Here is a 24,907-nt window from a genome sequence, read left to right on the forward strand (position 1 = left end):
TGCCCCCGTTCGAGCGCGAAGCGGTCGCAAATCAGGTGATTGCAGAGCTGGATTCAGGGCCGCTGCGCGACCCAACGGGGGCAAGCCCCCTCGCCACAGCCAAGCAGCCTCACCCAGTTTTGTTACTTGGTGTCGCTTACATCAAGCTGCCCGTCCCAGCCGCCACCCAGCGCCGCAATCAACTGCACACTGGCGATCAGGCGGCTTTGCTGCAGATCGAGGGTGCTGCGCTCATTGCTCAACGCCGACGCCTGAGTCACCACGACATCAAGGTAGGCAATCAAACCGGCCTTGTACTGGTTCTGGGTCAAACGTAGCGATTCACGGGCCGCATCCAGCGCCTGCTGACGTACGACAGCTTCGTCCTGCAGCACCTTGAGTTGCACCAGGTAGTTTTCCACTTCACGGAAACCGTCGAGCACGGTCTGGCGATACTTGGCCACGGTCTCGTCATAGGCCGCTTCACTGCGGTCGACTTCCGCCGAGCGCTGGCCGCCGTCGAACAAGGTCATTGCCAGTTGCGGGCCGACCGACCAGAAACGGTTGGGCAGACTGAACAAGTCCTTGGAGGTGCTGCTGCTATAGCCGCCGTTCATGCTCAACGTAAAGTCCGGATAGTAAGCGGCCTTCGCCACACCGATGTTGGCATTGGCGGCGATGACTGAACGTTCGGCCGAAGCGATATCCGGGCGCCGTTCCAGCAGCTGCGAAGGCAGATTCAGCGGCACTTGCGGCAATTGGGGAATACCTTGGGTTTCTGCCAGGGAAAACTCGGCGGGCGGCAAGCCGATCAGTACCGCAATGGCGTTTTCAAACTGGGCGCGCTGCCAGATCAGGTCGACCAGATCGGCCTCGGTGCCCTTGAGCTGTGTTTGCGCCTGAGCCACCGCGTCCTTGCCGGAAACCCCGGCGCGATACTGGTTTCCGGTCATTTTCAGCGAGCGCTGATAAGCCTCGACGGTGGCTTCGAGCAGGCGTTTCTGCTCGTCGATCACACGCAATTGCAGATAGTTCTGCACCAGTTCCGACTGCTGGCTCAGACGCATGGCTGCCAGGTCAGCGAAACTCGCCTCGGCATTGGCGGTGTCGGCTTCCAGGCCACGACGCAATTTACCCCAGACATCCGCCTCCCAACTCACACCAGCCTGTGCGGTGTAGGTGTCACGAATACCGCTGGAAGAACTGGTCAGGCTGGAACTGCTGCTGCCGGTGCCCTGGCTGGAGCGGTTCTTCCCGAGCGACAGGTCGACCGTCGGAAAAAAAGCCCCGCGGGCACTGCGCACCAGCGCCTGGGCCTGGCGGAACTGGGCCTCGGACTGGGCCACGGTCTGGTTGGCGCTGTTGAGCCTCTCAACCAGCTCGTTGAGCTGGCGATCTCCATACAACTCCCACCATGCGCCGCGAATGAGCGCGTCACTCGGATTGGCCTGAGTCCAGCCCTCGGCGGCTTTGTACTGAACCGGGTCGGCGGCTTGCGGACGCTGGTAATCCGGGCCGATGGCGCAGGCACTGAGCAGGACCATGCACAGTGACAGGCTCAACAGGCGCGAGCCCCGAACAGTGGCCAGGTTGATAAGCGAACGGTCAGTCATAGCGGAGTTTCCAGAGCGGCATCGGTTCGCACCCCACGCCAGTGGTTGAAGCGATGGCGCAGTTTGTCGAGATAGAGGTAAACCACCGGGGTGGTGTAAAGGGTCAGCACCTGACTGAAAATCAGCCCGCCGATGATGGTCAGACCCAGCGGCTGACGCATTTCGGCTCCTTCGGCGCGGCTCAACAGCAACGGCAAGGCGCCAAGGATCGCCGCCAGCGTGGTCATGAGGATAGGCCGCAACCGTTGCAGGCAAGCGCTGCGAATCGACTCCAGCGGCGCAAGCCCCTGATGTCGTTCAAGTTGCAGCGCCAGGTCGATCATCAGAATCGCGTTTTTCTTCACCACGCCAATCAGCAGGAACAGCCCGAGCAGGGAAATCAGGCTGAACTCCCCTCCCAGCACATAGATCGACAGCAACGCGCCGACCCCGGCCGAAGGCAAGGTCGAAAGGATGGTCAGCGGGTGGATGTAGCTTTCGTACAGCACGCCCAGCACCAGATAGACCGCCACCAGCGCGCCGAGAATCATCCACGGCTGGCTCTTCTGGGTCGCGGCGAAAGCGTCGGCGGTGCCGGCCATCTTCGCGATCACGTCTTCCGGCAGACCGACCTTGGCAATGGCTCGCTCGATGGCGGCACTGCCCTGCTCCACGGTCACGCCTTCGGCCATGTCGAACGCAATGCTTTCCGAGGCGAACTGGCCTTCGTGGCTGACCCGGTCATCTTCCAGGCTGTTTTCGTAATGGGCGATGGTCGATAACGGGATCCGCGCACCGTCGGCGGTGATCACCTGAACCTGCTTGAGGGTGATCGGGTCCTGGGCGTACTTCGGATTGACCTCCATCACCACCTGGTACTGGTTGAGGCTGTCGTAAATAGTGGAAATCTGCCGCTGGCTGTAGGCGTTGTTCAGTACCGAGGTAACCATGTCCATGTCGACGCCCAGACGCTTGGCCTGATCGCGATCGACAATCAGCGTCACTTGCTGGGCCCCGCGACCTTCTCGGGCATCAATCGCCGTCAGCTCCGGCAAGGCCTTGAGTGCCGTGACGACCTTTGGATACCACTCGCGCAGCGCTCCAAGGTCACCGCTTTGCAAGATGTAGGAATACTGAGATGAAGTCTGCTCACGACCGCCACCAAATTGCAGGTCCTGGTCAGCCATCATCATCAACTGCGCCCCCGGGACCTTGGGCATTTCCTTGCGCAGGCGCTCAATGACCTTTTGCGCGGAGATGCTGCGTTCCTTGATCGGTTTCAGGCGCACCAGCATGAAGGCGTTATTGGTGCCGTTGCTGCCGCCAATGAAACCGGCAACGCTTTCGACCGCTTCATCCTTCAACACCGCGCGGCGGAAGGTTTCCATTTTCGGCTGCATCACGCTGAACGACAGACCGTCGTCGCCACGCACGAAACCGATCAACTGGCCCGTGTCCTGCTGCGGAAGAAATGTTTTAGGAACAACGATATACAGCGCAATGTTAACGCCAATTGTCACAAATAGGCTGAGCAAGGTGAGGCGTCGATGACGCAACACCCAGTCCAGGCTGGTGGCATATTTGCCAACCATCCACTCGTTGGCCCGCTGGCTCCAGCGTTGCAGGCGGTTTTCCTGCCCCGGTGTGTGCGGCTTTAGCCAGCGAGCACAGAGCATCGGCGTCAAAGTCAGCGAAACGATCAGCGACACCACGATCGACGCCGCCAAGGTGATGGAAAACTCGCGGAACAGGCTTTCAATGATCCCGCCCATGAACAGGATCGAGAGGAACACCGCCACCAGGGAGACGTTCATCGACAGCAACGTGAAACCGACTTCCTGGGCACCAAGGTACGCCGCTTTCATCGGTCGCACGCCTTCGTCGATGTGCCGGGAAATGTTCTCCAGCACCACAATGGCATCGTCCACCACCAGGCCGGTGGCGAGGATCAGCGCCATCAGCGACAGGTTGTTCAGCGAGAAACCGTAGAGGTACATCACGGCAAAGGTGCCGACCAGCGACACCGGCACCGCCAGCGTCGGGATCAGCGAGGCACGCAAATTACCGAGAAACAGGAACACCACCAGGATCACCAGAGCCACGGCGATCAGCAGTGTCATTTCCGCTTCATGCAACGTGGCCTTGATCACCGGCGAACGGTCCATCGCCAGATTGAGTTTGACGCTGGCTGGCAGCACGGCCTGCAACGCCGGTAACTGCGCCTTGATCTCGTTGACCGTCTCGATGATGTTGGCACCGGCCTGACGGTTGATCACCAGCAGAACCGCTGCGTCATCGTTGAAGAAACCGCTGTTGTAGCGGTCCTCGACACCGTCGCTGACCTTGGCCACGTCCTTCAGGCGCAGGGCCGCGCCGTCGGCGTAATGGATGATCAGCGACTCGTAGTCCTTGGCCTTTTCCAGCTGATCGTTGGCCTGCACCTGCCATAAACGCTGGCCGTCCTCCACCGAGCCCTTGGGCCGGCGCACGTTGGCATTGGCGATGGTGTTGCGCACGTCGTCCAGCGCCACGCCGTATTGGTTCAGCGCCTGGGGTTCGAGCTCGATGCGCACCGCCGGCAAGGAGCTGCCGCCGATCTGCACTTCACCCACGCCCTGCACTTGCGACAGACTCTGGGACAGGATGGTCGAGGCCAAATCGTAGAGCTGGCCTTTCTCCAGCACGTCCGACGTCAGTGACAGCACCATGATCGGCGCCTGGGACGGGTTGACCTTCTTGTAGGTCGGCATGCTGCGCATCCCGCTGGGCAGCAGGTTGCGCGAGGCATTGATCGCCGCCTGCACTTCCCGCGCAGCGCCATTGATGTCGCGGTCCAGGTCAAATTGCAGGATCACCCGGGTCGACCCCTGGCTGGAACGACTGCTCATGGTGTTGACCCCGGCAATAGTGCCGAAGGAGCGTTCCAGCGGCGTGGCCACGGTCGACGCCATGACCTCGGGGCTGGCGCCGGGCAGACTGGCCTGCACCACGATCACCGGGAAGTCCATTTGCGGCAGCGGCGACACCGGCAACAGGCCGAAGCTCACCCCGCCCAGCAGCATGATTGCCAGGCTCAACAACAGGGTCGCAACCGGGCGTTTGATGAAAGGTCCGGACAGGTTCATGGCTGCTCAACCACTTCCACGGACTCAGGTTTGCGACCCCAACGGCGACCGAGCCGGTCGAAATACAGATAGATCACAGGCGTCGTAAACAACGTCAGAATCTGGCTCAGCAACAGGCCACCCACCATCACCAGACCCAATGGCTGGCGCAGTTCTGCCCCGGAACCGGTAGCCAGCATCAACGGTACAGCCCCAAACAACGCCGCCAGAGTGGTCATCAGAATCGGCCGAAAACGCAACAACGCTGCCTGATAGATCGCCGTTTGCGGGTCCATGCCCTGATTGCGCTCGGCGTCCAGAGCGAAGTCGATCATCATGATCGCGTTCTTCTTCACGATGCCGATCAGCAAAATGATGCCGATGATCGCAATCATGCCCAGGTCATTGCCGCTGAGGATCAACGCCAGCAGTGCTCCGACCGCCGCCGACGGCAGGGTCGAGAGAATGGTGATCGGGTGGATGTAGCTCTCGTACAGCACGCCGAGCACGATGTACATGGTCACCACCGCCGCCAGAATCAGCAGCAAGGTGCTCGACAGCGACGCCTGGAACGCCTCCGCGGCGCCCTGGAACTGGGTCTGCACGCCAATTGGCATGCCAATGTCCTTCTGCACTTGCTCGATAATCTCCACCGCATGCCCCAGCGCCACGCCGGGCGCGAGGTTGAAGGACATCATCACCGCCGGGAACTGGCCGATGTGGGTGATCGCCAGTTGCGCCTGCCGCTCTTCAATGCGCGCCAGGCTGGACAGCCGCACCTGCCCGCCATCGGTGGTTTTCACGTGAATCTGGTTTAGCGCATCCGGGCCGATTTTTTCGCCGGACTGCGATTGCAGCACCACGCGATACTGGCTGGCCTGGGTGTAGATCGTGGAAATCTGGCGCTGACCGAAGGCGTCGTACAACGCATCGGTAATGTTCGACACCGACACCCCGACCCGCGACGCCGCATCGCGATCGATCACCAGATAGACCTGCAAGCCTTTGTCCTGCAAGTCGCTGGCAACGTCGGTCAGCTCCGGACGATCCGCCAGCGCCTCGACCAGCCGCCCGCTCCACAGGCTCAACAGCTCTGAATCGGGCGAGGACATACTGAACTGGTACTGCGTACGGCTGACGCGGTCCTCGATGGTCAGGTCCTGCACCGGCTGCATGAACAGGCGAATGCCCACCAGTTTGTCCACTTCCGGTTGCAGGCGGGCAATCACTTCTGGCGCAGTCAGATCGCGGTTGCTGTGCGACTTGAGGTTGATCAGCAAACGTCCGCTGTTGAGCGTCGAATTGTCGCCATCCACGCCGATATAGGACGACAGACTCTCGACGGCCGGATCCGCCAGAATCACCTTGGCCAACTCCTGTTGACGCTCGCTCATCGCCGCGAAGGAAATCGATTGCGGCGCCTCGGAAATGCCCTGGATCACCCCGGTGTCCTGCACCGGAAAGAAGCCCTTGGGCACGACCATGTACAGGACCACCGTCAGTGCCAGCGTGCCGATAGCCACCAGCAAGGTCAGCGGCTGATGCTTGAGCACCCACTGCAACTTGCGCCCGTAGGCAGCGATCATCCAGTCGATGAACGCACCGCTGGCGCGGTAGAAACGGCCCTGCTCTTCTTCCTTGGGCTCGCGCTTGAGCAAGCGCGCGCACATCATCGGGGTCAGGGTCAGGGAAACGACCAGGGAAATCAGGATTGCCACCGCCAGGGTGATCGCAAACTCACGGAACAACCGCCCTACCACATCGGCCATGAACAGCAGCGGGATCAGTACGGCGATTAGCGATAGCGTCAAAGAGATCAGGGTGAAGCCGATCTGTTTGGCGCCCTTGAGCGCAGCATTCAGCGGGCTGTCGCCTTCTTCGATGTACCGGGATATGTTCTCCAGCATGACGATTGCGTCGTCCACCACAAAACCGGTGGCGATGGTCAGCGCCATCAGGGTCAGGTTATTGACCGAAAACCCCGCCAGGTACATCACGCCGAACGTGCCGATCAACGACAGCGGCACGGCTACCGACGGAATGATCGTGGCGCTGGCCCGACGCAGGAACAGGAAGGTGACCATGACCACCAGGGCGATTGCGATCAACAACTCATGCTGCACGTCCTTGACCGATGCGCGGATAGTCTGGGTGCGGTCGGTCAGTACCACCACGTCGAGACCGGCCGGCAGGTTGTCGGTGATGCTCGGCAGCAGTGCCTTGATCCGGTCGACCACTTCGATAACGTTGGCGCCCGGCTGGCGCTGGATGTTCAGCAACACGGCCTGGTTTTCATTGGCCCACGCGGCCAGCCGCTCGTTTTCGGCGCCGTCGACGATTTCCGCCACGTCCTTGAGGCGCAATGGCGCACCGTTGGCGTAAGCCAGGATCAGGTTGGCGTAGTCCTTGGGCGACGTCAGTTGGTCGTTCGCATCGAGCATCGACACCCGGGTCGGGCCGTCGAAGTTGCCTTTGGGCTGGTTGACGTTGGACGCGCCGATCAGGGTGCGCACGTCCGACAGGTTCAAGCCATTGGCGGCCAACGCCTCAGGGTTGACCTTGATCCGCACCGCCTGACGTTGACCGCCGGCAATGCTGACCATGCCTACGCCGCTGATCTGGGCGATTTTTTGCGCCATGCGCGTATCGACCAGATCATTGAGCTTGGGCAACAGCATGGTCTTTGAGGTGATCGCCAGGGTCAGCACCGGCGTATCGGCCGGATTGACCTTGTTGTACACCGGTGGCGCCGGCAGGTCTTTGGGCAACAGGTTGGTGGCAGCGTTGATCGCCGCCTGCACTTGCTGCTCGGCCACGTCCATGTTGATGTCGAGGCTGAAACGCAGGGTCAGCACCGACGCGCCGCCGGAACTGGTGGAGGCCATTTGCGTCAGGCCGGGCATCTGCCCGAATTGCCGCTCCAGCGGCGCGGTCACGGCGCTGGTCATGACATCCGGGCTGGCGCCGGGATAGAGCGTCATGACGCGAATGGTCGGGTAATCGACCTGGGGCAATGCCGACACTGGCAGCAGCCGGTAGGCAATGACGCCGGCCAGGATAATGGCCAGCATGCTCAGCGTGGTAGCTACCGGGCGAAGGATGAACAGCCGCGAGAGATTCATGCGCCGCCCTTTTTCGCCTTGTCGGTGGTCGCAGGTTCAGGCGCATTGGCGGCCGACTTGCCTTGCAGGTGTTCGGTGGGAGTGGCGGGCACGTCCTGGCTGTCGTTGACCACTTCCACGTCACTGCCGTCCTTCAGACGATCGGTACCCTCCAGTACCACCCGATCACCCGCTGTCAGTCCTTCGGTGACCACGGTGTTCTGACCGTCGCTGGCACCGATTTTCAACTCACGGATCTTGACCTTCTTGTCACCGTCCAGGGCATAGACGAACGTGCCGTTGGTGCCGAACTGAATCGCGGCGGAAGGCGCCAATATTACGCCTTTGAGCGTGTCGGCCAGCAGGCGGACATTGACGAATTGATTGGGGAACAGCGACTGATCGCGGTTCTCGTAACGCGCCTTGAATTTCAGGGTGCCAGTGGTGACGTCGATCTGGTTGTCCAGACTTTGCAATACGCCGGTGGCCTGCAGCTTGGTGTCGCCGCGATCCCAGGCTTCGGCGGGCAATTTGGCACCACTGCGATAACGGGCGAGCACGGTTTCGAGGCTGTTTTCCGGCAGCGTGAACGCCACGCTGATCGGTTGGGTCTGGGTGATGATCGCCAGTGCCGTGGTGTCGTTCGCCGCAACCAGATTGCCTACGTCCAGTTGGCGCAGGCCGACGCGTCCGGCAATGGGGGCGCGGATTCTGGTGAATTCGAGATTGAGTTTGGCGTCATTGACCGCCGCCTGATTGGTCTTGACCGTGCCCATGTATTGACCGACCAGCGCTTCGGCGGTGTCCAGGGTTTGCTTGGCGATGCTGTCTTCACGGTACAGGCCGCGATAGCGCTCGACATCGACCTGGGCGTTTTTCAGTTGTGCCTGATTCTGCAGCAAGGTGCCTTCGGCCTGAAGCAGGGCGTTCTGGTATGGGCGCGGGTCGATCTCGGCGAGCAGGTCACCAGCCTTGACCATTTGCCCCTCTTCGAAATTGATCTTCATCAGTTCACCGCCAACACGGCTGCGCACATTGATGGTGTTCAACGCCGTAACGGTGCCCAGCGCCTTGTAGTACAGCGGAAAATCACCCTTGACCGCCGGGGCTACGCGTACCGGCACCGGCCCGGACGCTCCACCGAACCCCGGCCGCATGCCACCCGACCGGCCAGTGTGCCCGGCCACGGCTTTTTGCCCCGCGCCTTCTTTCGGTGCAGCGCTGCCGGGCCAGAATTTCCAGCACAGGGCGGCGATGACCAACAGGACGAGCAGGCCAAACAGCCAGCGACGGGGACTACGGGAAGCGGAGGATTGCATTGAGTGATCAACCATTGGGCGCGTGGGCTTGTTTTACATGAGGCTGAACGATAAGCACTGGCGGCTCTTAAGCAAAGCGCCTTTACCGGCAATTTACCTTCGGCTTACGTAACAGGAGTTTTGTGTAAGACACTGAAGCACAAATGAAAACGGCCTGGACAGGGCCAGGCCGTTAAACATTGTAAAGGTAAGCTTATTTCAGTACAGCAAGGGCCGCGTCGTAGTTTGGCTCGTCAGCGATTTCGCCAACCAGCTCGCTGTGCAGCACGTTGTCGTTTTCGTCCAGTACCACGACGGCACGGGCGGTCAGGCCTTTGAGCGGGCCGTCAGCAATGGCAACGCCGTAGTTTTCGATGAACTCGGCGCCGCGCAGGGTCGACAGGTTCTGTACGTTTTCCAGGCCTTCGGCACCGCAGAAACGGGCTTGGGCGAACGGCAGGTCAGCGGAGATGCACAGCACGACCGTGTTGGCGACATCGCTGGCCTTGGCGTTGAACTGGCGCACGGAAGTCGCGCAGGTCGGGGTGTCGACGCTTGGGAAGATGTTCAGCACTTTGCGCTTGCCGGCAAAGTCCTGCAGGGTGACGTCGGACAGATTGCCGGCAACCAGGGAAAAGGCTGGCGCCTTGGAACCGGCTTGTGGCAGTTGGCCGTTAACTTGAACCGGGTTGCCTTTAAGAGTGACTTGAGCCATGAACGGAGTCCTTCTGACGTGGTGGTGGAGAATTTTGACGAGGCCGAAGTTAACCACGAAATTGTCCGACGACCTATGGTCAAAACCAAATTGTCATGTGTCAGCGCACAAAATTGGATACAACTCGTTACCCCTCCTCCTTTTGAACACCACAATACTCCTGTAGGCGCTGCCTTGCCTGCGATGACGACATCCAGTCCAACATCTATATTGACTGACCCACCACCATCGCGGGTGAACAAAAATTTCGCAGACAGCATTGTCGATTCAAGCATGAGCCGTTCGACTATCCAGTGAATCATCACAAATCCAGCGGAGACCTCACCATGCGATTCATGATCATCATCAAAGCCAGCCCCGACTCCGAAGCGGGTGTCATGCCCAGCGAAGAATTGCTGACTGCCATGGGCAATTACAACGAAGAACTGGCCAAAGCCGGCATTCTCCTTTCCGGCGACGGCCTGCAGCCGAGCAGCAAAGGCGCTCGCGTGCGATTCTCGGGCGACAAGCGCACTGTCATCGACGGCCCCTTCATCGAGACCAAGGAACTGATCGCCGGGTTCTGGATTTGGCAGGTAACGTCAAAAGAAGAAGCCATCGAATGGGTCAAGCGCTGCCCCAACCCGATGCCCGGCACCGAAGCCGAGATCGAGATTCGCCAGGTGTTCGAGCTGGAGGATTTCGGTGCAGAGCTCACGCCCCAATTGCGTGAGCAGGAAGAGCGAGTGTTCGGGCAAGCGAAGAAGTGCTGAGTGTCACGTACAGCGGATCAAGTCCTGAATCTGCGGGGAAGACCAGGATGTAATCGTCGTACTCGGCGGCTTGAGCGTCGCCGGCCATGGATTCAATTAATGGCACCGGTAAAGACTGTACAAAGCCCAGGCGACGCGGCGAGGCCTGGGCTGCTGGAACAAGCGTTTCGAGAGTGGCCGGGGCAGACCAGCACAGGGTGATGGGTGCGACTCCATCGGTGGTAAAACTGAACCCGTTCGATTGTGGGTCGTGTCGCACCGACCGCACTCTGACGCTATTGCCGACGGCCTGAGCGATGTACACCTGAGACAGTGATTTGATCTCGCGCGCTCCCTGGAACATCGTTCCCGGTTTGGCGGGCACTACCGTCGTGCCCATTCTGAAAGGCAGTTCGATCTGCCCCTGACACGTTGCCATCGACAGCCAATCCTGTCCTTCAAGTGGCATGAATTCGACCAGAGGAACACTGAGCGCGTAGACCTGACTGTCGGCGCGACTGGAAAACTCGAACCGCAGGACTGTTGCGCACGGGCTTTCACCTCACCTTTCTCGTGATGCCAGTTCCTCACGTAATACACGACTGACTCCGCGGAATGGCTATTGACCTTGTCGTCAGGATAAAACAACAAGTCTGCACCTTTGGGATGTCCGCAGATTCGGTCGAAATGTTCAATCAACCGGTCATGGTCCTGCCTGGGTAAATCAACGGCCCAGATTCTGTTGACCAGTGCCTGGAATTCCGACTGGGTGTAATCCTTTAGTGTGGCTTTAAGTTCCATCTTGGGTTCTTCCTTGTGTTTATTGGACATACAGCTGAAAGCAATGGCAGCCGCTCATCGAGTTGGGACAGCTGCCTGTTAGCCAGTGACATCTATTCGGGCTTGAATCCGGGCTTATTGTTGGCCGCCCGCCATTCCTTGACTTTTTTCAGAATGCCCTCGGGACTGTCTTCCTGACCGTCCTTTGGGTAGAAGATGACATCGGAGCGCTCTGGGTGCTCGGTGATTTTTTCAAAGTGGACGAGAAGACCATCCAGATATATTTCCAACTCTTTACCATGCAACCCCGCTGGACAATTACGAAACCTACGTAAAAAAGACAAAAACTCTGCCTCTGTATAGTCTTCATATCCATCTTTAAAGATCTGATTTTTCTTTCCTTATGGACCTGTATATGACGTTGCGGCGTCATTACCGAGATATTATCGACCCCATACACGCCACCCCCCATCGAAACTTCGACATTATGATGAAGCTCGAGAGTTTTCCGCCCGCCGTTTGATCCGCAAGTCTCGGATATGGAGCGAGTCCTTCACGCAAACTTCTTAGATTGTGTTCGCAAAACGGTCGGCGCAATGTCGGCCCCATAGCGATCGCCCTCCAAAATGCCTCCCTTACCTTATACAAACGTTCAGTCGTGTCCCTTATCAATCAATGTAAAGACCAGCGTTTTAACTTCCATTGCCGCGGTGTATTGAAAGACAACCTTCTTGCCCGGGTAAACAGCAGGATCCAGTGGGTAGGACTCCCACCCGCCCGTCTGGCCCATCGGCTGAGGCATCTTGATTGGACCTCTGGATTCCATTGGTTTGCCGAAGAGCGCATGCACATCGGACTGGGTCTTCATCGACATGTACGGCATTGGCAAATCACCTCCATACACAATGATTCCAGGCATTGTCTCCATTAGGGTGACAAAAACCTTTTTCAGCCGATTCGTTCCAGCCCAAAAGCTAAGTTCCACCCCTGGAAACGGTTCAATGTCAAGCCAATCTCTACCTTCGTAAAGTTCCTGCAGAGCCTGACGTGGAACGACTCCCTCAGAAACTAACGCATCGTAAGACTTACCAAGCCCTGCGATCCATTCCTCGATCTTCACTGCGCTCATCAGTACCACCCCTGCTCTTTGCTTAGCGAATGTAATTGCTCAAGGACTCTTTCAATTTCAGCTGCTGAAATACTTTCCGCTAACAACCCCTCTTTTAGCGCTAAAACATTACTTTCAATTGCACTAAAAATATCAGAGGAGTCTTCAACGCGCTTCTGCTTAGAGTTTCGCCCTCCATAAGTCTCACTGAATTTTTGGTGGACTTTCTGAGGAATTGCGACGCTCGGTGCACGATTCAGAATTTTGCCAATTTCCTGCTTCGTTAAATCTGGAAAATTCAATTCCAAATGTGCCTCCAGCGCCTTTCTAGAAGGAATATGATCAATATCCAACCCATCCCCCCTGCTCCGCCCACTAAGCTCGTTATACGGCCCTACCTCCAATGGCTCAACCGGCGGACCAACGAAAACCAGTCCGGGCGAAGGTAGATCCCCATCTCCCGGAAACCCCGGAATACTCGCACCAATCTCCCCCTCGTCAACAGCCGGAAACGTCTCGTTATGCGGTAGGACCGGGATCGCCGGGTTGCCGGGATATACCGTCGGGGACGTTGGTGTGCCGGGTAGCGTCGTCGACCCAAGGTGTTCGCTACCCGGTGGCACCAAGGGTTTCCATGTGGCGGCAGGCGGGAGCGGCCAGGACACCACTGCGGGTTCGATCCCCAGCCACCCCCCGGCACTGTTCGGTGTCTTGATGCTGATCTGATCGAGGTTGAAAGGATCGGACCAGAAATCCGCTCGTTCTTCGTAACGCAGTTCGAACTCACGGTTTTCACCCACCCATGTGTTTTTCGGCGCGTAGGGGGCGAAGCCTTGTTCGATACGTGCTTTGTTCACCTCATCGAATCGGGTGGTGAGCGGTGGGTGTTCTCCCAGGGTTCGCCACAGCGCTTCATCGAAGGCGGCGAACGACTTGAATTCGCGTCCGCGCAACTGATCACCGACCTGGGTCGGGATGGCCACGCCATTGGCCTGGGTGGCCGCTTTCCACCAACCGACCGTCGCCGGTTGCCCCGTCCCGCTGACGGTGCCCGTACCCAGGGGCGGCACGCTGAAAGAAACGTACGTTGGCGATAAACCCGGCACGCAGACAATGCAGTCCTGGATGCGCAAATCGACGCCGGCCGGGATGTCCTGGATCTGCGGCTCGGTCACCGTCAATGGTGCCTGAAGGGGTGTCGTAGCCTGAGGCATGGCCTCTGGCGCGAACAGCAGGTGCCTGGTCGGTGAGCCCGGTATCTGCCCTTTTCCTGGCTTTTTTTCTCCGGTTGCTAACGCCACCAAAATTGCCTGAGGCGCCGACCCGATTGCCTGCGCCACCCAATCCGCCACCCGAGCCCCCGCCGGAGGCGGGCGGTCCGGACCTGATGACTACGTCTCCTGACGATCCATCGTTGAATATACGTTGTGCCATACAGTTCTCCTTATCTGTAGGGCACAGGATGTCGGGGGTGCGATGGTCAGGTGCGGTACATATGCATACGCCTGACGTGTTTTTCCGGAATCTGTACTTCCTCTGTGTGGATTAAATCAATGAATGTTGTACGACGCCCGCCGAAACTAACTTTGTAGTACACATATTGCATGCCAACTTGAACACAAAACCAAAGAATTAATCCCTTCGACTGGCCAACTCATGGTTAGATGCTAACTTCAACTGACGCCGTCCTACGGCTCGCTCAGAAAAGGATTACACGATAACGGCCAAAAAAATAAGGCCGGGTATTCAGTGAGCCACCAGGGAACCGGGGGAATCATGTTCAAAAAGATGGGGATGTGCGCCTTTGCATTGGCGACTTCACTCGCGCCTGTCGTTTCAGTCCGGGCGGATAACGCCGAGACTGCCAACAAAAGCAACAATCCGCTGAATCTGGCGCCTGGCGTCAACCTTCAGGACTACTACACGCCCAAGCTCTACGACACCAACGTCCACACCAATGACGCGCTGTTGCGCGGCGCGTTGCCGATGGCGCCCAACGACTTCATCGGTGTCCCGCAACTGCTGCGTGTCACGCTGCCTGTCAGCACCCGTCCCGATCCGCATAACGGTTACAGCACCGGCATCGGGGACCTGAACGTGTTCGACATTTTCTTGCTCAAGACCGAAGGCGTGCAGTTGGGCATCGGCCCGCAGATCACTGCGCCGACCGCCGAACAAGATGAACTCGGGACGGGCAAGTGGCAGGCCGGCCTCTCCGCCATCGCCATCGATTCCTCGCCTCGCGGGCTGCTTGGCGCCCTGGTTCAATACCAGAGTTCGTTTGCCGGTGATGAGGACCGCGCCCACGTAGAGTCCGCCACCTTCCAGCCGTTCATCATCCATAACCTGGAGAAGGGTTGGTACCTGCGCTCGACCGGCACCTGGACGTTCGACCTGAAAAACGACACCCATTACATCCCCCTCGGTTTGGGTGGCGGTAAAGCCTGGAAATCGGGGTCCAATATCATCAATGCCTTTATTGAACCGCAGTGGACCGTTGACCACAAAGGTGAGGGCCTGCCGAAATTCACGCTGTACGCCGGTATCAACATCACCTTCGAGTAATAGGGGTTTTTTATGCATGGGGCACTTCGCGTAGCCGGTTTCAGCCTGATGACGATGTTTGTCAGTTGCGGTGTCGGCGCACAGAACGCCAGGGCTGATTTCACGGCCACTGCCGAAGAAGCCCGAGCCATTGCCAAGGAAGCTTATCTGTACGGTTTTCCGGTGGTGGAGATGTACAAGACGCTATACACCCAGGCCGTCGACAAGAAGAGCTCGAACTTCAAGGCGCCGTTCAATCAGATCGGCAACACCGCCAAGGCCTTCACCGCCAAGGACACGGCGTTTGTCACGCCCAACGCCGACACGCCTTACTCTTTCGTGTGGATGGATTTGCGCGCCGAACCGGTCGTGCTGACGCTCCCGGCCATTGAAGAGCACCGTTATTACTCGGTGCAGTTGATTGATGCCTATACGCAAAACTTTGCGTACCTGGGCACGCGCAGCACCGGCAACAACGGCGGCCACTTCATGATTGCCGGGCCCGACTGGAAAGGTCAGCAACCGCAGAACATCGACCGTCTGCTGCGCAGCGAAAGCAATATTGCCTATGCGCTGTACCGCACGCAGCTGTTCGACGAAAAAGACCTGGCCAACGTCAAGCAGATCCAGAAGGGCTACAAGGTTGAAACCCTGAGCCATTACGACAAACACAAGGCGCCGCCTGCCGCCACGAAAATCGACTGGCCCAAACCCACGCCGACCATGAGCGACACCCCGGACCTGTTCCGCTACTTGAACTTCATGCTGTCATTCGCCCCGGCCCAGGACGTGGAAAAGGATCTGCTCGCACGCTTCAAGACCATCGGTATCGAAGCCGGCAAGCCCTACAACCTGACCAGGCTCAGCGCCGATCAACGCAAGGCGCTGGAAGACGGAATCAGCGACGCCAAGGCGCAGTTTGCCGCGTTCAAGAAAGGCAAAGTCGACACCCATGAAATCACCAGCGGTGATTTTTTCGGCACCCGCGATCACCTCAAAGGTAATTACCTGTATCGCTATGCCGGGGCCAATATGGGTATTTTCGGCAACTCTGCCGAAGAGGCGAACTACATTGGTTATTTCGTCGACAAGGACAACAAGCCGGTCGACGCCTCGAAAAACGACTACACCTTGCACTTCGACAAAGGCGCTCTGCCCCCGGCCGATGCGTTCTGGTCACTGACGATGTACGACGCCAGGACCAAACTGCTGGTGGCCAACCCGCTCAATCGCTACCTGATCAACTCGCGCATGCTGCCCGATCTCAAGCTCGATGCGGACGGCGGCCTGACCCTTTATGTGCAGCAAAAGGCGCCGGCCGAGGCGTTGCAAAGCAATTGGCTACCGGCGCCGAACGGTCCGTTCTACGGCATCCTGCGTCTTTACCTGCCAAAACCGGAAGTCACCAGCGGCCAATGGAAAATGCCGTTGCTGACGCCCGTCAACTCAAAACAATAAGCGGAGTCAGTCATGATCAGGCCTTACGTAGTGCGCCAGCTGTTGGCGCTGTGCATGGTCAGTGTTAGTCCCTTGGCGCTGGCGGTTGAGGGTGGCGTTGGCCGCCCGATCACCGGGCAACAGGTGTTTTCCAATGCCGGCATCGTTCCACCGGAACCGGGTTGGGTGATGTCCCTGACCAGCATCTGGTATGACGGTGATTTGAAGGGCAACAGTGAAGTGCCTATTGTCGGCGCCCTGAGTACCGGGCTGGACATGCAAGTGTCGTACACCATGGCCAACTTCACTCATGTCTGGGACACCGGCAAGGGTCGATGGAACTACGCCTCGGCCATCGGCGTACCGGTGCAGTACACCGACATCACCGCCAGCGTCACGGGCCCGCGCGGCAGAACACTGGGCACTTCGGATTCAGGCACACAATTCGCCGACATGCTGGTGACGCCAATAGCGGCCGGCTACCACTTCGACGAACTCAACCACATAGCGTTCTCGCTGCCGATCTACGTGCCGACAGGCGCCTACAACGACAATCGGCTGGCCAACCCGGGGCAGAACACCTACACGTTCATGCCAACGGTGGCGTTCACCCATCTGGATGGCAAGGGTGGCGAGCTCACCCTGGAGAGCGGCCTGGAGTTCTACACCGAAAACGACGTCACCGATTATCAGAACGGTGACTTGTTCACCCTCGACGCGCTCTGGACACACGGTTTCGGCAATGGATGGGCTGCGGGCATGGCGGCCGGCTACATCCAGCAAATCAACGATGACTCCGGCTCCGCCAGCAGCGGCTTTCGTGGACGCTCCGTCGGTGCCGGGCCGGTGGTGGGCTGGACCGGCAAGTTCGCCGACGCCGAGGCCAACATCAGCGCTCGCTGGGTACCGGAATTCGACACCAAGAACCGCCCTGAAGGCAACGGCTTCAGTGTCAACCTGACCCTGGCGTTTTTCTAGGAGACAGCATGACCGCACTCAACGATCTCAATGCCCTGCAAGCCAGCATCGCCGAAGCCGTACTCGGCCAGGACCAGGTAATTCGGCAAATTCTCGTCGGTCTTTTGGCCAACGGACATTTGCTGCTCGAAAGCCTTCCCGGCCTGGCCAAGACCCGCACGGTCAAGGCACTGGCCAAGCACCTTGACGCCAAAATGAGCCGCATCCAGTTCACACCGGACTTGCTGCCATCGGACATCACCGGCGCCGAAGTGCTGCATCAGGTCGAGGGTAAAAACGAGATCCGTTTTCAGCCCGGCCCCTTGTTCGGCAACCTGATTCTCGCCGACGAAATCAACCGCGCCCCGGCCAAGGTCCAGGCCGCGTTGCTCGAAGCCATGGAAGAACGGCAGATCACCGTGGCCGGGAACAGTCATGCGCTGCCGGACCTGTTCATCGTGGTGGCGACCCAGAACCCGATCGAACAGGAAGGCACCTACCCGCTCCCGGAAGCGCAGATGGACCGCTTCCTGATGAAAGTACTGCTGGATTATCCGAGCGCGGAAAACGAGAGCCAGGTGCTTCGTTTGTTGCGCGAAGAGGAACAGGCACTTGGCGCCAGGACCGCGGCGGTGCAAGGCTTCGCTCTGTCCCAGGAGGTGATTTTCGCCGCACGCCGAGAAGTCAGCGCGGTGCACGTCTCCCCTGCCATCGACCGTTACCTGATCGACCTGATCAATGCCACGCGCCACCCGGCCGACTACGACACCGATCTCGGGCGCTGGATCAACATTGGCGCCAGCCCTCGCGGTGGTATTGGCCTGGACCGTTGCGCGCGGGCCGATGCCTGGCTGCAGGGCCAGGATTTTGTGTCGCCGGACAACGTGCGCGCCGTCGTCCACCCAGTGTTGCGCCATCGCTTGCAACTGAGCTACGACGCCGTCGCCGACGGCGTGACGGCCGATCAGGTGCTCGATCGCTTGCTCGATAAAGTGGCGATACCGGCGTGAACGCGGACGGCCTGGTCTATGTCTCTCTGGCGCAGTTGATGGCCCTGGAGTTCAAGGCCCGCGACCTGAGTTTTCTGGCGCGTCAGCCCCAGGGGAGCATCCTGGCCGGCAATCACGCGTCACGCTTGCGTGGCCGAGGTTTGAATTTCGACGAGCTGCGTCGCTATCAGCCCGGTGATGATTTGCGTCACCTGGACTGGCGCGCCTCGCTGCGCACTGGAAAACCGGTGGTGCGCACCTTCACTGAGGAGCGTGACCGTCCGGCGTTGATCCTCGTGGATCAGCGCATGTCGATGTTTTTTGGCTCGCAACGCAGCTTCAAATCGGCGGTCGCCGCCGAACTCGGCGCTCTGGCGGCGTGGATGGTGTTCAACGCCGGGGATCGGGTTGGCGGGCTGGTGTTCAACGATCAACGCATCGACAGCATCGCTCCGCTGCGCAGCCGCAAGCGGATCGAAGCGCTGTGCAACCGCATCGTTCAGCAGAACCAGGCATTGAACGCCGCCAACCCGGATGCCGAAGGCGAGGATCAACTCGACAAGGTCTTGCAGCATTGCCTCGCGGTGGCCGGTCACGATCATCTGATCTGCATCGTCAGCGACTTTGCCGGGGCCGGTGAACGCACCTTGCAACTGATGCGGCAACTGGCGGCGCATAACGATGTGATTGCCATGCAGGTCTACGACCCCTTGGCACTGAACCTGCCGAACAATGGCCGCGTGCTGATTACCCAAGGGCAATTGCAGGTGGAACTGGCGGTGGATCGGCGTCAGGTCCATCAGCCGTTGGGGGACTTTCTCAGTGGTCGGCTCAAGGACGTCGCCACGCTGCTGCGGCGCAGCCAAGTGCCGCTGATGATGTTCAGCACCGCCACCGACGCCCAGGAACAACTGCGGGCTGAATTGGGCAAGCTTGCCGGAGGACGGCGATGAACCCGAATGTTCCGAGCATTGAGCAACTCAAGGAGTTGGCACTGCCGGTGCCGGTCAGTTACGCGCCGCAGACCTGGGGTTGGTGGGCGTTGCTTGGGCTGTTGATGACCGTTGTTGTGCTGGTGAGTGCGCGGCGCTACTGGCAATGGCGACGGGATCGCTATCGGCGCGAGGCGCTGGCGCGTCTGGCGGAGTTACAGCAACGAAGCAATGACTTGAGTGCGTTGCGCGAACTTCCCGAATTGCTCAAGCGGGTCGCGATCTCGATGCCTGCCACACCCACTGTAGGAGCGAGCTTGCTCGCGATGAGGGCCTCACGTTCGAACTCAATATCGACTGACACACCGCCATCGCGAGCAAGCTCGCTCCTACAGGGGAATCCTGCGGCGCTGGGGAAAGAGCAATGGCAGGCATTTTTGCAGCGGCACTGTAAGCAGCCGCTACCCGCTGATTTCAGCCAGCAACTGGCACTCTTGGCCTATGCGCCTGACGCCGCATTGCGGGCCTTGCCCAACGACCAGCGCCAGCAGCTGTTCGTCACCTGCAAAACCTGGGTGGAGCATCATCATGTGGCAGCTTGATTACCCTTGGCTGTTGATCCTGCTGCCCTTGCCATGGCTCGGCTACCGCTACCTGCCTGACTACCGCGAAGCCCGCAGCGCCGTGCGCGTGCCGTTTTTCGCGGCCATGAGCCGTGCGGTCGGCCATGCACCGAGCCAGGCCGGCACCCGCAGCAATCACTGGCAGTTGTTGCTGAACCTGTTGGTTTGGGCGTTGTTGCTGATCGCAGCGAGTCGCCCGGTGTTCGTCGAGCAACCTATCGAACGCCAACAACCGGTGCGCGACCTGATGCTCGCCATCGACATTTCCCAGTCCATGGAAACCACCGACTTCACCGACGCCAACGGGCAGAAAATCAATCGCCTCGCCGCCGTCAAGGAAGTGGTGCATGGCTTCATCGACAAGCGCAAGGAAGATCGCCTCGGCCTGATCGTGTTCGGCAGCGGCGCGTATCCGCAGGCGCCGCTGACCCTCGATCACGCCAGCCTGTCACTGTTGCTGGATGACACCGGCATCGGCATGGCCGGCCCCAACACCGCCATCGGCGACGCCATCGGCCTGAGCCTGAAGCTGCTCGACCAAGCCCACGAACAGGAGAAAGTGCTGATCCTGCTCACCGACGGCAACGACACCAGCAGCGCAATCACCCCGGACCACGCCGCCCAGATGGCCGCCGCCAAGGGCGTGGTGATTCACACCATCGGCATTGGTGATCCGAATGCCGAAGGCGAAGCCAAGGTCAACCTCAAGGGCCTGCAAGACATTGCCAAAGCCACCGGCGGGCAATTCTTCCGCGCCGAAGACCGCCATGCGCTGGATCAGGTCTACAGCACCCTCGACAAACTCACCCCGCATCAGGTGAAAACCCTCAGTCATCAGCCCAAACGCGATCTGTTCTGGTGGCCGCTGGGCGCGGCAATTGCGCTGCTGGCGCTTTATCACCTGGGTGCCCTGCTCCGCCCCCGCCTTGTGCAAGCACGTCAACGGCAAGAGGACTGAAATGGACATCAATCTCAGCGATTTCCATTTCTTGCGACCGCTCTGGCTCTTGCTCGCGGTGTTTGGCGCGTTACTGCCGGTACTGTGGCGACGCAGCCGGGACCTGCAACGACGCCTGCGCGGCAATATCGCCGAGCACCTGTTGCCGCACTTGCTGATTACCCCACAAGACCAGCAGCGCTTGCGCCCGGTGCATCTGGTCTGTGCGCTGCTGGTATTGGGTGCCATCGCCGCGGCCGGCCCGACCTGGGAGCAGGATCGCCCGGACTTTCTGGAAAACCGCGCGCCGCTGATCATCGCCGTTGACCTGTCACCGTCGATGGACGCCAGCGACATTTCGCCGAGTCGCCTGGAGGCCACCAAGCACAAGCTTCACGATCTGATCCAACGCCGCGCCGGAGCGCGTAACGCCCTGATCGCCTACGCGGGCAGCGCGCATCTGGTATTGCCGGCCACCGACGATCCGGCCCTGCTCGACACATTCATCCAGGCCCTGAGTACCGACCTGATTGGCAAGCCGGGGAAAAACGTCGGGGCCGTCATCGACCAGGCCAAACGCCTGCTTGCGGCAGAAAAGACCCCCGGCACCCTGCTGTTGATCACCGACGGCGCGGATACTTCGGCACTGGCCGGGCTGGACAAGAAGCTGCAGGGCAGCGAGTTGCAAGTGTTGATCCTCGCCGTCGGCAGCAGCGACGGCGGCATCATCCACGACGCCAGCGGTCAGCCGCGCATCGATAGCAACGGTCGCCCGCAACTTGGCAGTTTCGATCAGTCGGCAATCAAGCAGCTGGCCTCGACACTCGACGCGCCGCTGGGCAGCCTGACCCTCGACAATGACGACCTCGACTGGATCGAACTGCACGCACAACAACACTTCCAGTCGGCCAGCGACGAACAGCGCGAGCTGCATTGGAAAGACGCCGGTTACTGGTTGTGCTGGCCATTGCTGTTGATCGCTTTCTTCAGCGTGCGCAAAGGCTGGAGCCTGAACTGGATGGCCGGTCTGCTGCTGGCGGCGGGCCTTGGATTGCAACCGACACCGGCCCAAGCCAATGCGTTCACCGATGCGTTCTTCACCCGGGACCAACAAGGTCGCTGGGCCTTCGAGCATCAGCATTTCCCCCAGGCGGCGGCGTTGTTTGTCGATCCATACTGGAAAGGCGTGGCGGCTTACAACGCGGCTGATTTCGACCTGGCACTGGCCAGCTTCGCCCGCCTGAATACCCCTCAGGCTTACTTCTACCTGGGCAACATCTACGTGCGTCGCTTCAAGTTCGACCAAGCCATCGCCGCCTACACCCAGGCCTTGAAACTACAGCCGCAGTTTCCCGAAGCCACCGCGAACCTTGCACTGGCCATCGCTTTGAAGAAAGACACCGAAGACGCTGAAAAGAATGCGCCGGAGGTAAAGCCCGACGAAATCAAAATGGACAAGGCACCCGGCAAGGGCCAGAGCAAATCGGTCGAGACCGAACAGGCCGCTTCGGATGAGCAGTGGTTGCAGAATTTGACGACGTCGCCAGCGAAGTTTCTCAAGCACAAGTTCAGTTTGCAGGATCAGGCGGGGGGAAAACCATGATTTGCCTGAGAGACCGCGTTGAGGCCATCGCGAGCAAGCTTGCTCCTACAGGGGGGTTGCGGTTCACACAGATCCACTGTGGGAGCGGGCTTGCCCGCGATGGGGCCAGATCCATCACCACTAAACTCGGCGCCTTGCTCATCACCCTGATCAGCCTCGACGCCCTGGCCGCCGATCCCGAACTGCGAATCCAGTCCCGCCTGCAACCCGCGGACTCGATCATGGTCGGCAGCCTCGTGGAACTGCAACTCGACGTCCTCACCGACACCTGGTTCACCAGCGCACCCACCCTTCCCGGCCTGACGTTGCCCGGCGCATTGGTCATGCCACCGGATGGCCATGCCGAACACATCAACCAGACGCTCGACGGCAAATCCTTCAACGGCATGCGCTACAGCTACCTGATCACACCGAACCTGGCCCAGGGTTTCGACATTCCGGCGCTGACCGTGCAAGCAATGCCGGGTCAGGCCACCAGCGAGCTGAGTGCCCAGAGCCAGCCGTTGCACTTCACTGCGGCTCAACCTGCGGGGTTCCAGGCCGGGGAACCGGTGCTGGTCGCGCAGGGGCTGCGGTTCACCCAGAAGACAATCAATTCGGCCACACCGCTGAAAGTCGGCGACAGCCTCACCCGGGAACTCACCTTGCAGGCCGACGGTGCGCTGGCGATGGCATTGCCCACGCCCGCACTGGGTGACGTCAACGGTCTGAGCCGTTATCCGCAAAGCCCGCAAATCGGCAATCTCGATGACGGGCGCGGCAACTTCAACGGCGGTCAGCGCATCGACACCGTGATCTATCGAATCGACACCGATGGCCACTTCACTTTGCCGGCCATCGAAGTGAAATGGTGGGACGCCAATAGCCGCCAGACCCGCACCGCGCAAGTGCCGGCGGTGACGTTCGACGCAACGGCCAACAGCGCCTACAAACCGGTGTTCTCGATCACCGAAGACCTGAAAAATCTCGGCCAGCAAAACCGCCTGCACCTTTCTGCGCCTTGGCTCGGGTGGCTGGCAGTACTCTTGGCGGTACTGGCCGTGGCGTGGTTTATCCGCCCGTTAGTGCATCGCGTCTGGCTGGCGTGGCAAGCGCGACGCGATGCCCGACACACTGCCTGGCTGGAATCGGCCGATTACGCCTGGCGGCAGATCCCACCCCAGATCGATGGCCAGCCACCACAAATGAGTGCCCTGTACCTCTGGACCCGCCGCATTGGCCGCGGACTAAAGCTGACTCAACTCGGTCCGCGCCTGCAAACATTCCTGCGTGCCTGTTACGGCCGCGAGCCAACCAGTGATCAAGCGTTGCGCCAACTCAAGCGATCCTTGTCTACGCTGCATAGTCTGGCTGAACACAATACTGAATCAGTCGCACCCGCATTGCGACCACTCAACCCTGTTCACGAGAAGGAGTTCCGATGATGAGCCCGATATCACCCCGCCATTATCACGGGTTTAAATTTTTGCTGACGCTGGCCCTCAGCTTGCCGTTGCTGGTCCAGGCGGCCGAGCCACTGCCGTCCTGGAATGACGGCCCGTCGAAAAAAAGCATCATCGAATTCGTGCAGACCGTGACGGATCAGAGCAGCAAGGACTTCGTCAAACCCGAGGACCGCATTGCCGTGTTCGACAACGACGGCACCCTGTGGAGCGAGCAACCGATGTACTTCGAGTTGCTGTTCGCACTGGAAGAAGTCAAGCGCACCGCGGCGCAGCACCCGGAATGGAAAACCACCCAGCCCTTCCAGGCCGTGCTCGAAAACGACCACAAAGCCCTGGCCGCCAGTGGCCTTGAAGGCATGATGAAGATTTTCGGCGCCACCCACACCGGAATGACCACCGAAGCCTTCGATGACTACGCCAAGACCTGGCTGACCCAGGCCCGTCACCCGAAAACCGGCAAGCCATACACCGAAATGATCTTCCAGCCGATGCTGGAAATGCTTGATTACCTGCGCGGCCAGAACTTCAAGACTTACATCGTTTCCGGTGGCGACACCGGCTTCATGCGCGCCTTCGCGGAGAAGGTCTATGGCATTCCACCCGAGCAGGTCATCGGCACCACATTCGTCACAACCTTTGACTACAAGGATGGCAAGGCCTCGATCCTGCGTACGCCGAAGCTGGCACATAACGATGATGGCCCGGGCAAACCGGTGAGCATCGATGCCGTCATCGGCCGTCGTCCGATCCTGGCCTTCGGCAACTCCGATGGCGACCTGCAAATGCTGCAGTGGACCGCCGCCGGGCCGGGCAAACGCTTCATGGGCCTGGTGCACCACACCGACGCCAAACGCGAATGGGCTTATGACCGACAGTCGCAGATCGGTCGTCTGGACAAGGCCCTGGACGAAGCCAAAAACCGTGGCTGGACCGTCGTTGACATGGCGTCCGAATGGCGTCGGATTTATCCGTTCGATGCCGCCACACCTGAGCAAGCGCAATAAAAAGACGTAACGCTGGACCGCAATAAAC

General features: G+C 59.6%; 21 protein-coding genes and 1 pseudogene. 11 read left to right on the forward strand and 11 right to left on the reverse strand.

Features of this window, described 5'->3' with window-relative positions; all coding sequences use genetic code 11:
- Window positions 1–122: 122 nt before the first annotated feature.
- From QMK58_RS16995 to tpx, 5 genes are all read right to left on the reverse strand, one after another.
- Window positions 123–1,592 (reverse strand): efflux transporter outer membrane subunit, encoded by a 1,470-nt coding sequence (locus QMK58_RS16995; RefSeq protein WP_320395094.1) that lies wholly within the window; start codon window positions 1,590–1,592, stop codon window positions 123–125.
- Window positions 1,589–4,696, reverse strand: coding sequence for an efflux RND transporter permease subunit (locus QMK58_RS17000; protein ID WP_320395095.1), 3,108 nt, complete (start codon window positions 4,694–4,696; stop codon window positions 1,589–1,591). The genes QMK58_RS16995 and QMK58_RS17000 overlap by 4 nt, the downstream gene beginning before the upstream one ends.
- A complete protein-coding gene (locus QMK58_RS17005; RefSeq protein WP_053158944.1) occupies window positions 4,693–7,797 on the reverse strand; it encodes an MdtB/MuxB family multidrug efflux RND transporter permease subunit in 3,105 nt (1,034 codons plus the stop codon). The genes QMK58_RS17000 and QMK58_RS17005 overlap by 4 nt, the downstream gene beginning before the upstream one ends.
- Window positions 7,794–9,110 carry an MdtA/MuxA family multidrug efflux RND transporter periplasmic adaptor subunit gene (locus QMK58_RS17010; protein ID WP_053158942.1) on the reverse strand — a complete coding sequence of 439 codons (1,317 nt, stop codon included), beginning with the start codon at window positions 9,108–9,110 and terminating at the stop codon, window positions 7,794–7,796. The genes QMK58_RS17005 and QMK58_RS17010 overlap by 4 nt, the downstream gene beginning before the upstream one ends.
- 178 nt (window positions 9,111–9,288) lie before the next feature.
- Window positions 9,289–9,789, reverse strand: coding sequence for a thiol peroxidase (tpx, locus tag QMK58_RS17015; protein WP_053158940.1), 501 nt, complete (start codon window positions 9,787–9,789; stop codon window positions 9,289–9,291).
- Window positions 9,790–10,115: 326 nt separating this feature from the next.
- On the opposite strand from tpx, the gene QMK58_RS17020 reads away from it, so the two are divergent.
- Window positions 10,116–10,541: a YciI family protein gene (locus tag QMK58_RS17020; protein ID WP_053158938.1), complete on the forward strand. Its 426-nt coding sequence runs from the start codon at window positions 10,116–10,118 to the stop codon at window positions 10,539–10,541.
- On the opposite strand, the gene QMK58_RS17025 is transcribed toward QMK58_RS17020, so the two are convergent.
- The 6 genes and pseudogenes from QMK58_RS17025 to QMK58_RS17045 all read right to left on the reverse strand — a co-directional run bounded on the left by QMK58_RS17025 (window position 10,483) and on the right by QMK58_RS17045 (window position 13,748).
- Complete coding sequence (locus QMK58_RS17025) at window positions 10,483–10,989, reverse strand: S-type pyocin domain-containing protein (RefSeq protein WP_320395096.1); 507 nt, start codon at window positions 10,987–10,989, stop codon at window positions 10,483–10,485. The genes QMK58_RS17020 and QMK58_RS17025 overlap by 59 nt on opposite strands.
- The gene (locus tag QMK58_RS17030; RefSeq protein WP_320395097.1) at window positions 10,905–11,351 is read right to left on the reverse strand and encodes a bacteriocin immunity protein; all 447 of its coding nucleotides are present in this window, start codon (window positions 11,349–11,351) and stop codon (window positions 10,905–10,907) included. The genes QMK58_RS17025 and QMK58_RS17030 overlap by 85 nt, the downstream gene beginning before the upstream one ends.
- A gap of 62 nt (window positions 11,352–11,413) precedes the next feature.
- Window positions 11,414–11,686, reverse strand: coding sequence for a bacteriocin immunity protein (locus QMK58_RS17035; RefSeq protein ID WP_320396544.1), 273 nt, complete (start codon window positions 11,684–11,686; stop codon window positions 11,414–11,416).
- A gap of 26 nt (window positions 11,687–11,712) precedes the next feature.
- A pseudogene (locus QMK58_RS28985) lies at window positions 11,713–11,972 on the reverse strand (hypothetical protein); the annotation flags it as partial.
- On the reverse strand, window positions 11,953–12,429 hold the full coding sequence (locus QMK58_RS17040; RefSeq protein ID WP_320395098.1) for a DUF6392 family protein: 477 nt from the start codon (window positions 12,427–12,429) through the stop codon (window positions 11,953–11,955). The pseudogene QMK58_RS28985 and the gene QMK58_RS17040, both read right to left, overlap by 20 nt.
- The gene (locus tag QMK58_RS17045) at window positions 12,429–13,748 is read right to left on the reverse strand and encodes a hypothetical protein (protein ID WP_320395099.1); all 1,320 of its coding nucleotides are present in this window, start codon (window positions 13,746–13,748) and stop codon (window positions 12,429–12,431) included. Before QMK58_RS17045 ends, QMK58_RS17040 begins: the two co-directional genes overlap by 1 nt.
- A gap of 448 nt (window positions 13,749–14,196) precedes the next feature.
- On the opposite strand from QMK58_RS17045, the gene QMK58_RS17050 reads away from it, so the two are divergent.
- From QMK58_RS17050 to QMK58_RS17095, 10 genes are read left to right on the forward strand one after another with little or no spacing between them, the layout of a single operon-like run.
- Window positions 14,197–14,973 carry a hypothetical protein gene (locus QMK58_RS17050; RefSeq protein ID WP_256220658.1) on the forward strand — a complete coding sequence of 259 codons (777 nt, stop codon included), beginning with the start codon at window positions 14,197–14,199 and terminating at the stop codon, window positions 14,971–14,973.
- A gap of 12 nt (window positions 14,974–14,985) precedes the next feature.
- Window positions 14,986–16,410: a DUF1254 domain-containing protein gene (locus QMK58_RS17055; protein ID WP_053158933.1), complete on the forward strand. Its 1,425-nt coding sequence runs from the start codon at window positions 14,986–14,988 to the stop codon at window positions 16,408–16,410.
- A gap of 12 nt (window positions 16,411–16,422) precedes the next feature.
- Window positions 16,423–17,367: a transporter gene (locus QMK58_RS17060; protein WP_053158931.1), complete on the forward strand. Its 945-nt coding sequence runs from the start codon at window positions 16,423–16,425 to the stop codon at window positions 17,365–17,367.
- 8 nt (window positions 17,368–17,375) lie between these two features.
- A complete protein-coding gene (locus QMK58_RS17065; protein ID WP_053158929.1) occupies window positions 17,376–18,356 on the forward strand; it encodes an AAA family ATPase in 981 nt (326 codons plus the stop codon).
- Window positions 18,353–19,288 (forward strand): DUF58 domain-containing protein, encoded by a 936-nt coding sequence (locus QMK58_RS17070; RefSeq protein ID WP_053158926.1) that lies wholly within the window; start codon window positions 18,353–18,355, stop codon window positions 19,286–19,288. Before QMK58_RS17065 ends, QMK58_RS17070 begins: the two co-directional genes overlap by 4 nt.
- Window positions 19,285–19,869: a DUF4381 domain-containing protein gene (locus QMK58_RS17075; protein ID WP_053158924.1), complete on the forward strand. Its 585-nt coding sequence runs from the start codon at window positions 19,285–19,287 to the stop codon at window positions 19,867–19,869. Before QMK58_RS17070 ends, QMK58_RS17075 begins: the two co-directional genes overlap by 4 nt.
- The gene (locus QMK58_RS17080) at window positions 19,856–20,848 is read left to right on the forward strand and encodes a VWA domain-containing protein (RefSeq protein WP_320395100.1); all 993 of its coding nucleotides are present in this window, start codon (window positions 19,856–19,858) and stop codon (window positions 20,846–20,848) included. Before QMK58_RS17075 ends, QMK58_RS17080 begins: the two co-directional genes overlap by 14 nt.
- A gap of 1 nt (window position 20,849) precedes the next feature.
- On the forward strand, window positions 20,850–22,430 hold the full coding sequence (locus QMK58_RS17085; RefSeq protein ID WP_320395101.1) for a VWA domain-containing protein: 1,581 nt from the start codon (window positions 20,850–20,852) through the stop codon (window positions 22,428–22,430).
- The gene (locus tag QMK58_RS17090; protein ID WP_320395102.1) at window positions 22,427–23,854 is read left to right on the forward strand and encodes a hypothetical protein; all 1,428 of its coding nucleotides are present in this window, start codon (window positions 22,427–22,429) and stop codon (window positions 23,852–23,854) included. Before QMK58_RS17085 ends, QMK58_RS17090 begins: the two co-directional genes overlap by 4 nt.
- Entirely contained in the window at window positions 23,851–24,879 is a 1,029-nt protein-coding gene (locus QMK58_RS17095; RefSeq protein WP_053158916.1) for an HAD family hydrolase, read from the forward strand. The genes QMK58_RS17090 and QMK58_RS17095 overlap by 4 nt, the downstream gene beginning before the upstream one ends.
- Window positions 24,880–24,907: the final 28 nt, after the last annotated feature.

It is taken from the genome of Pseudomonas sp. P8_241, from assembly GCF_034008315.1.
Classification (GTDB): domain Bacteria; phylum Pseudomonadota; class Gammaproteobacteria; order Pseudomonadales; family Pseudomonadaceae; genus Aquipseudomonas.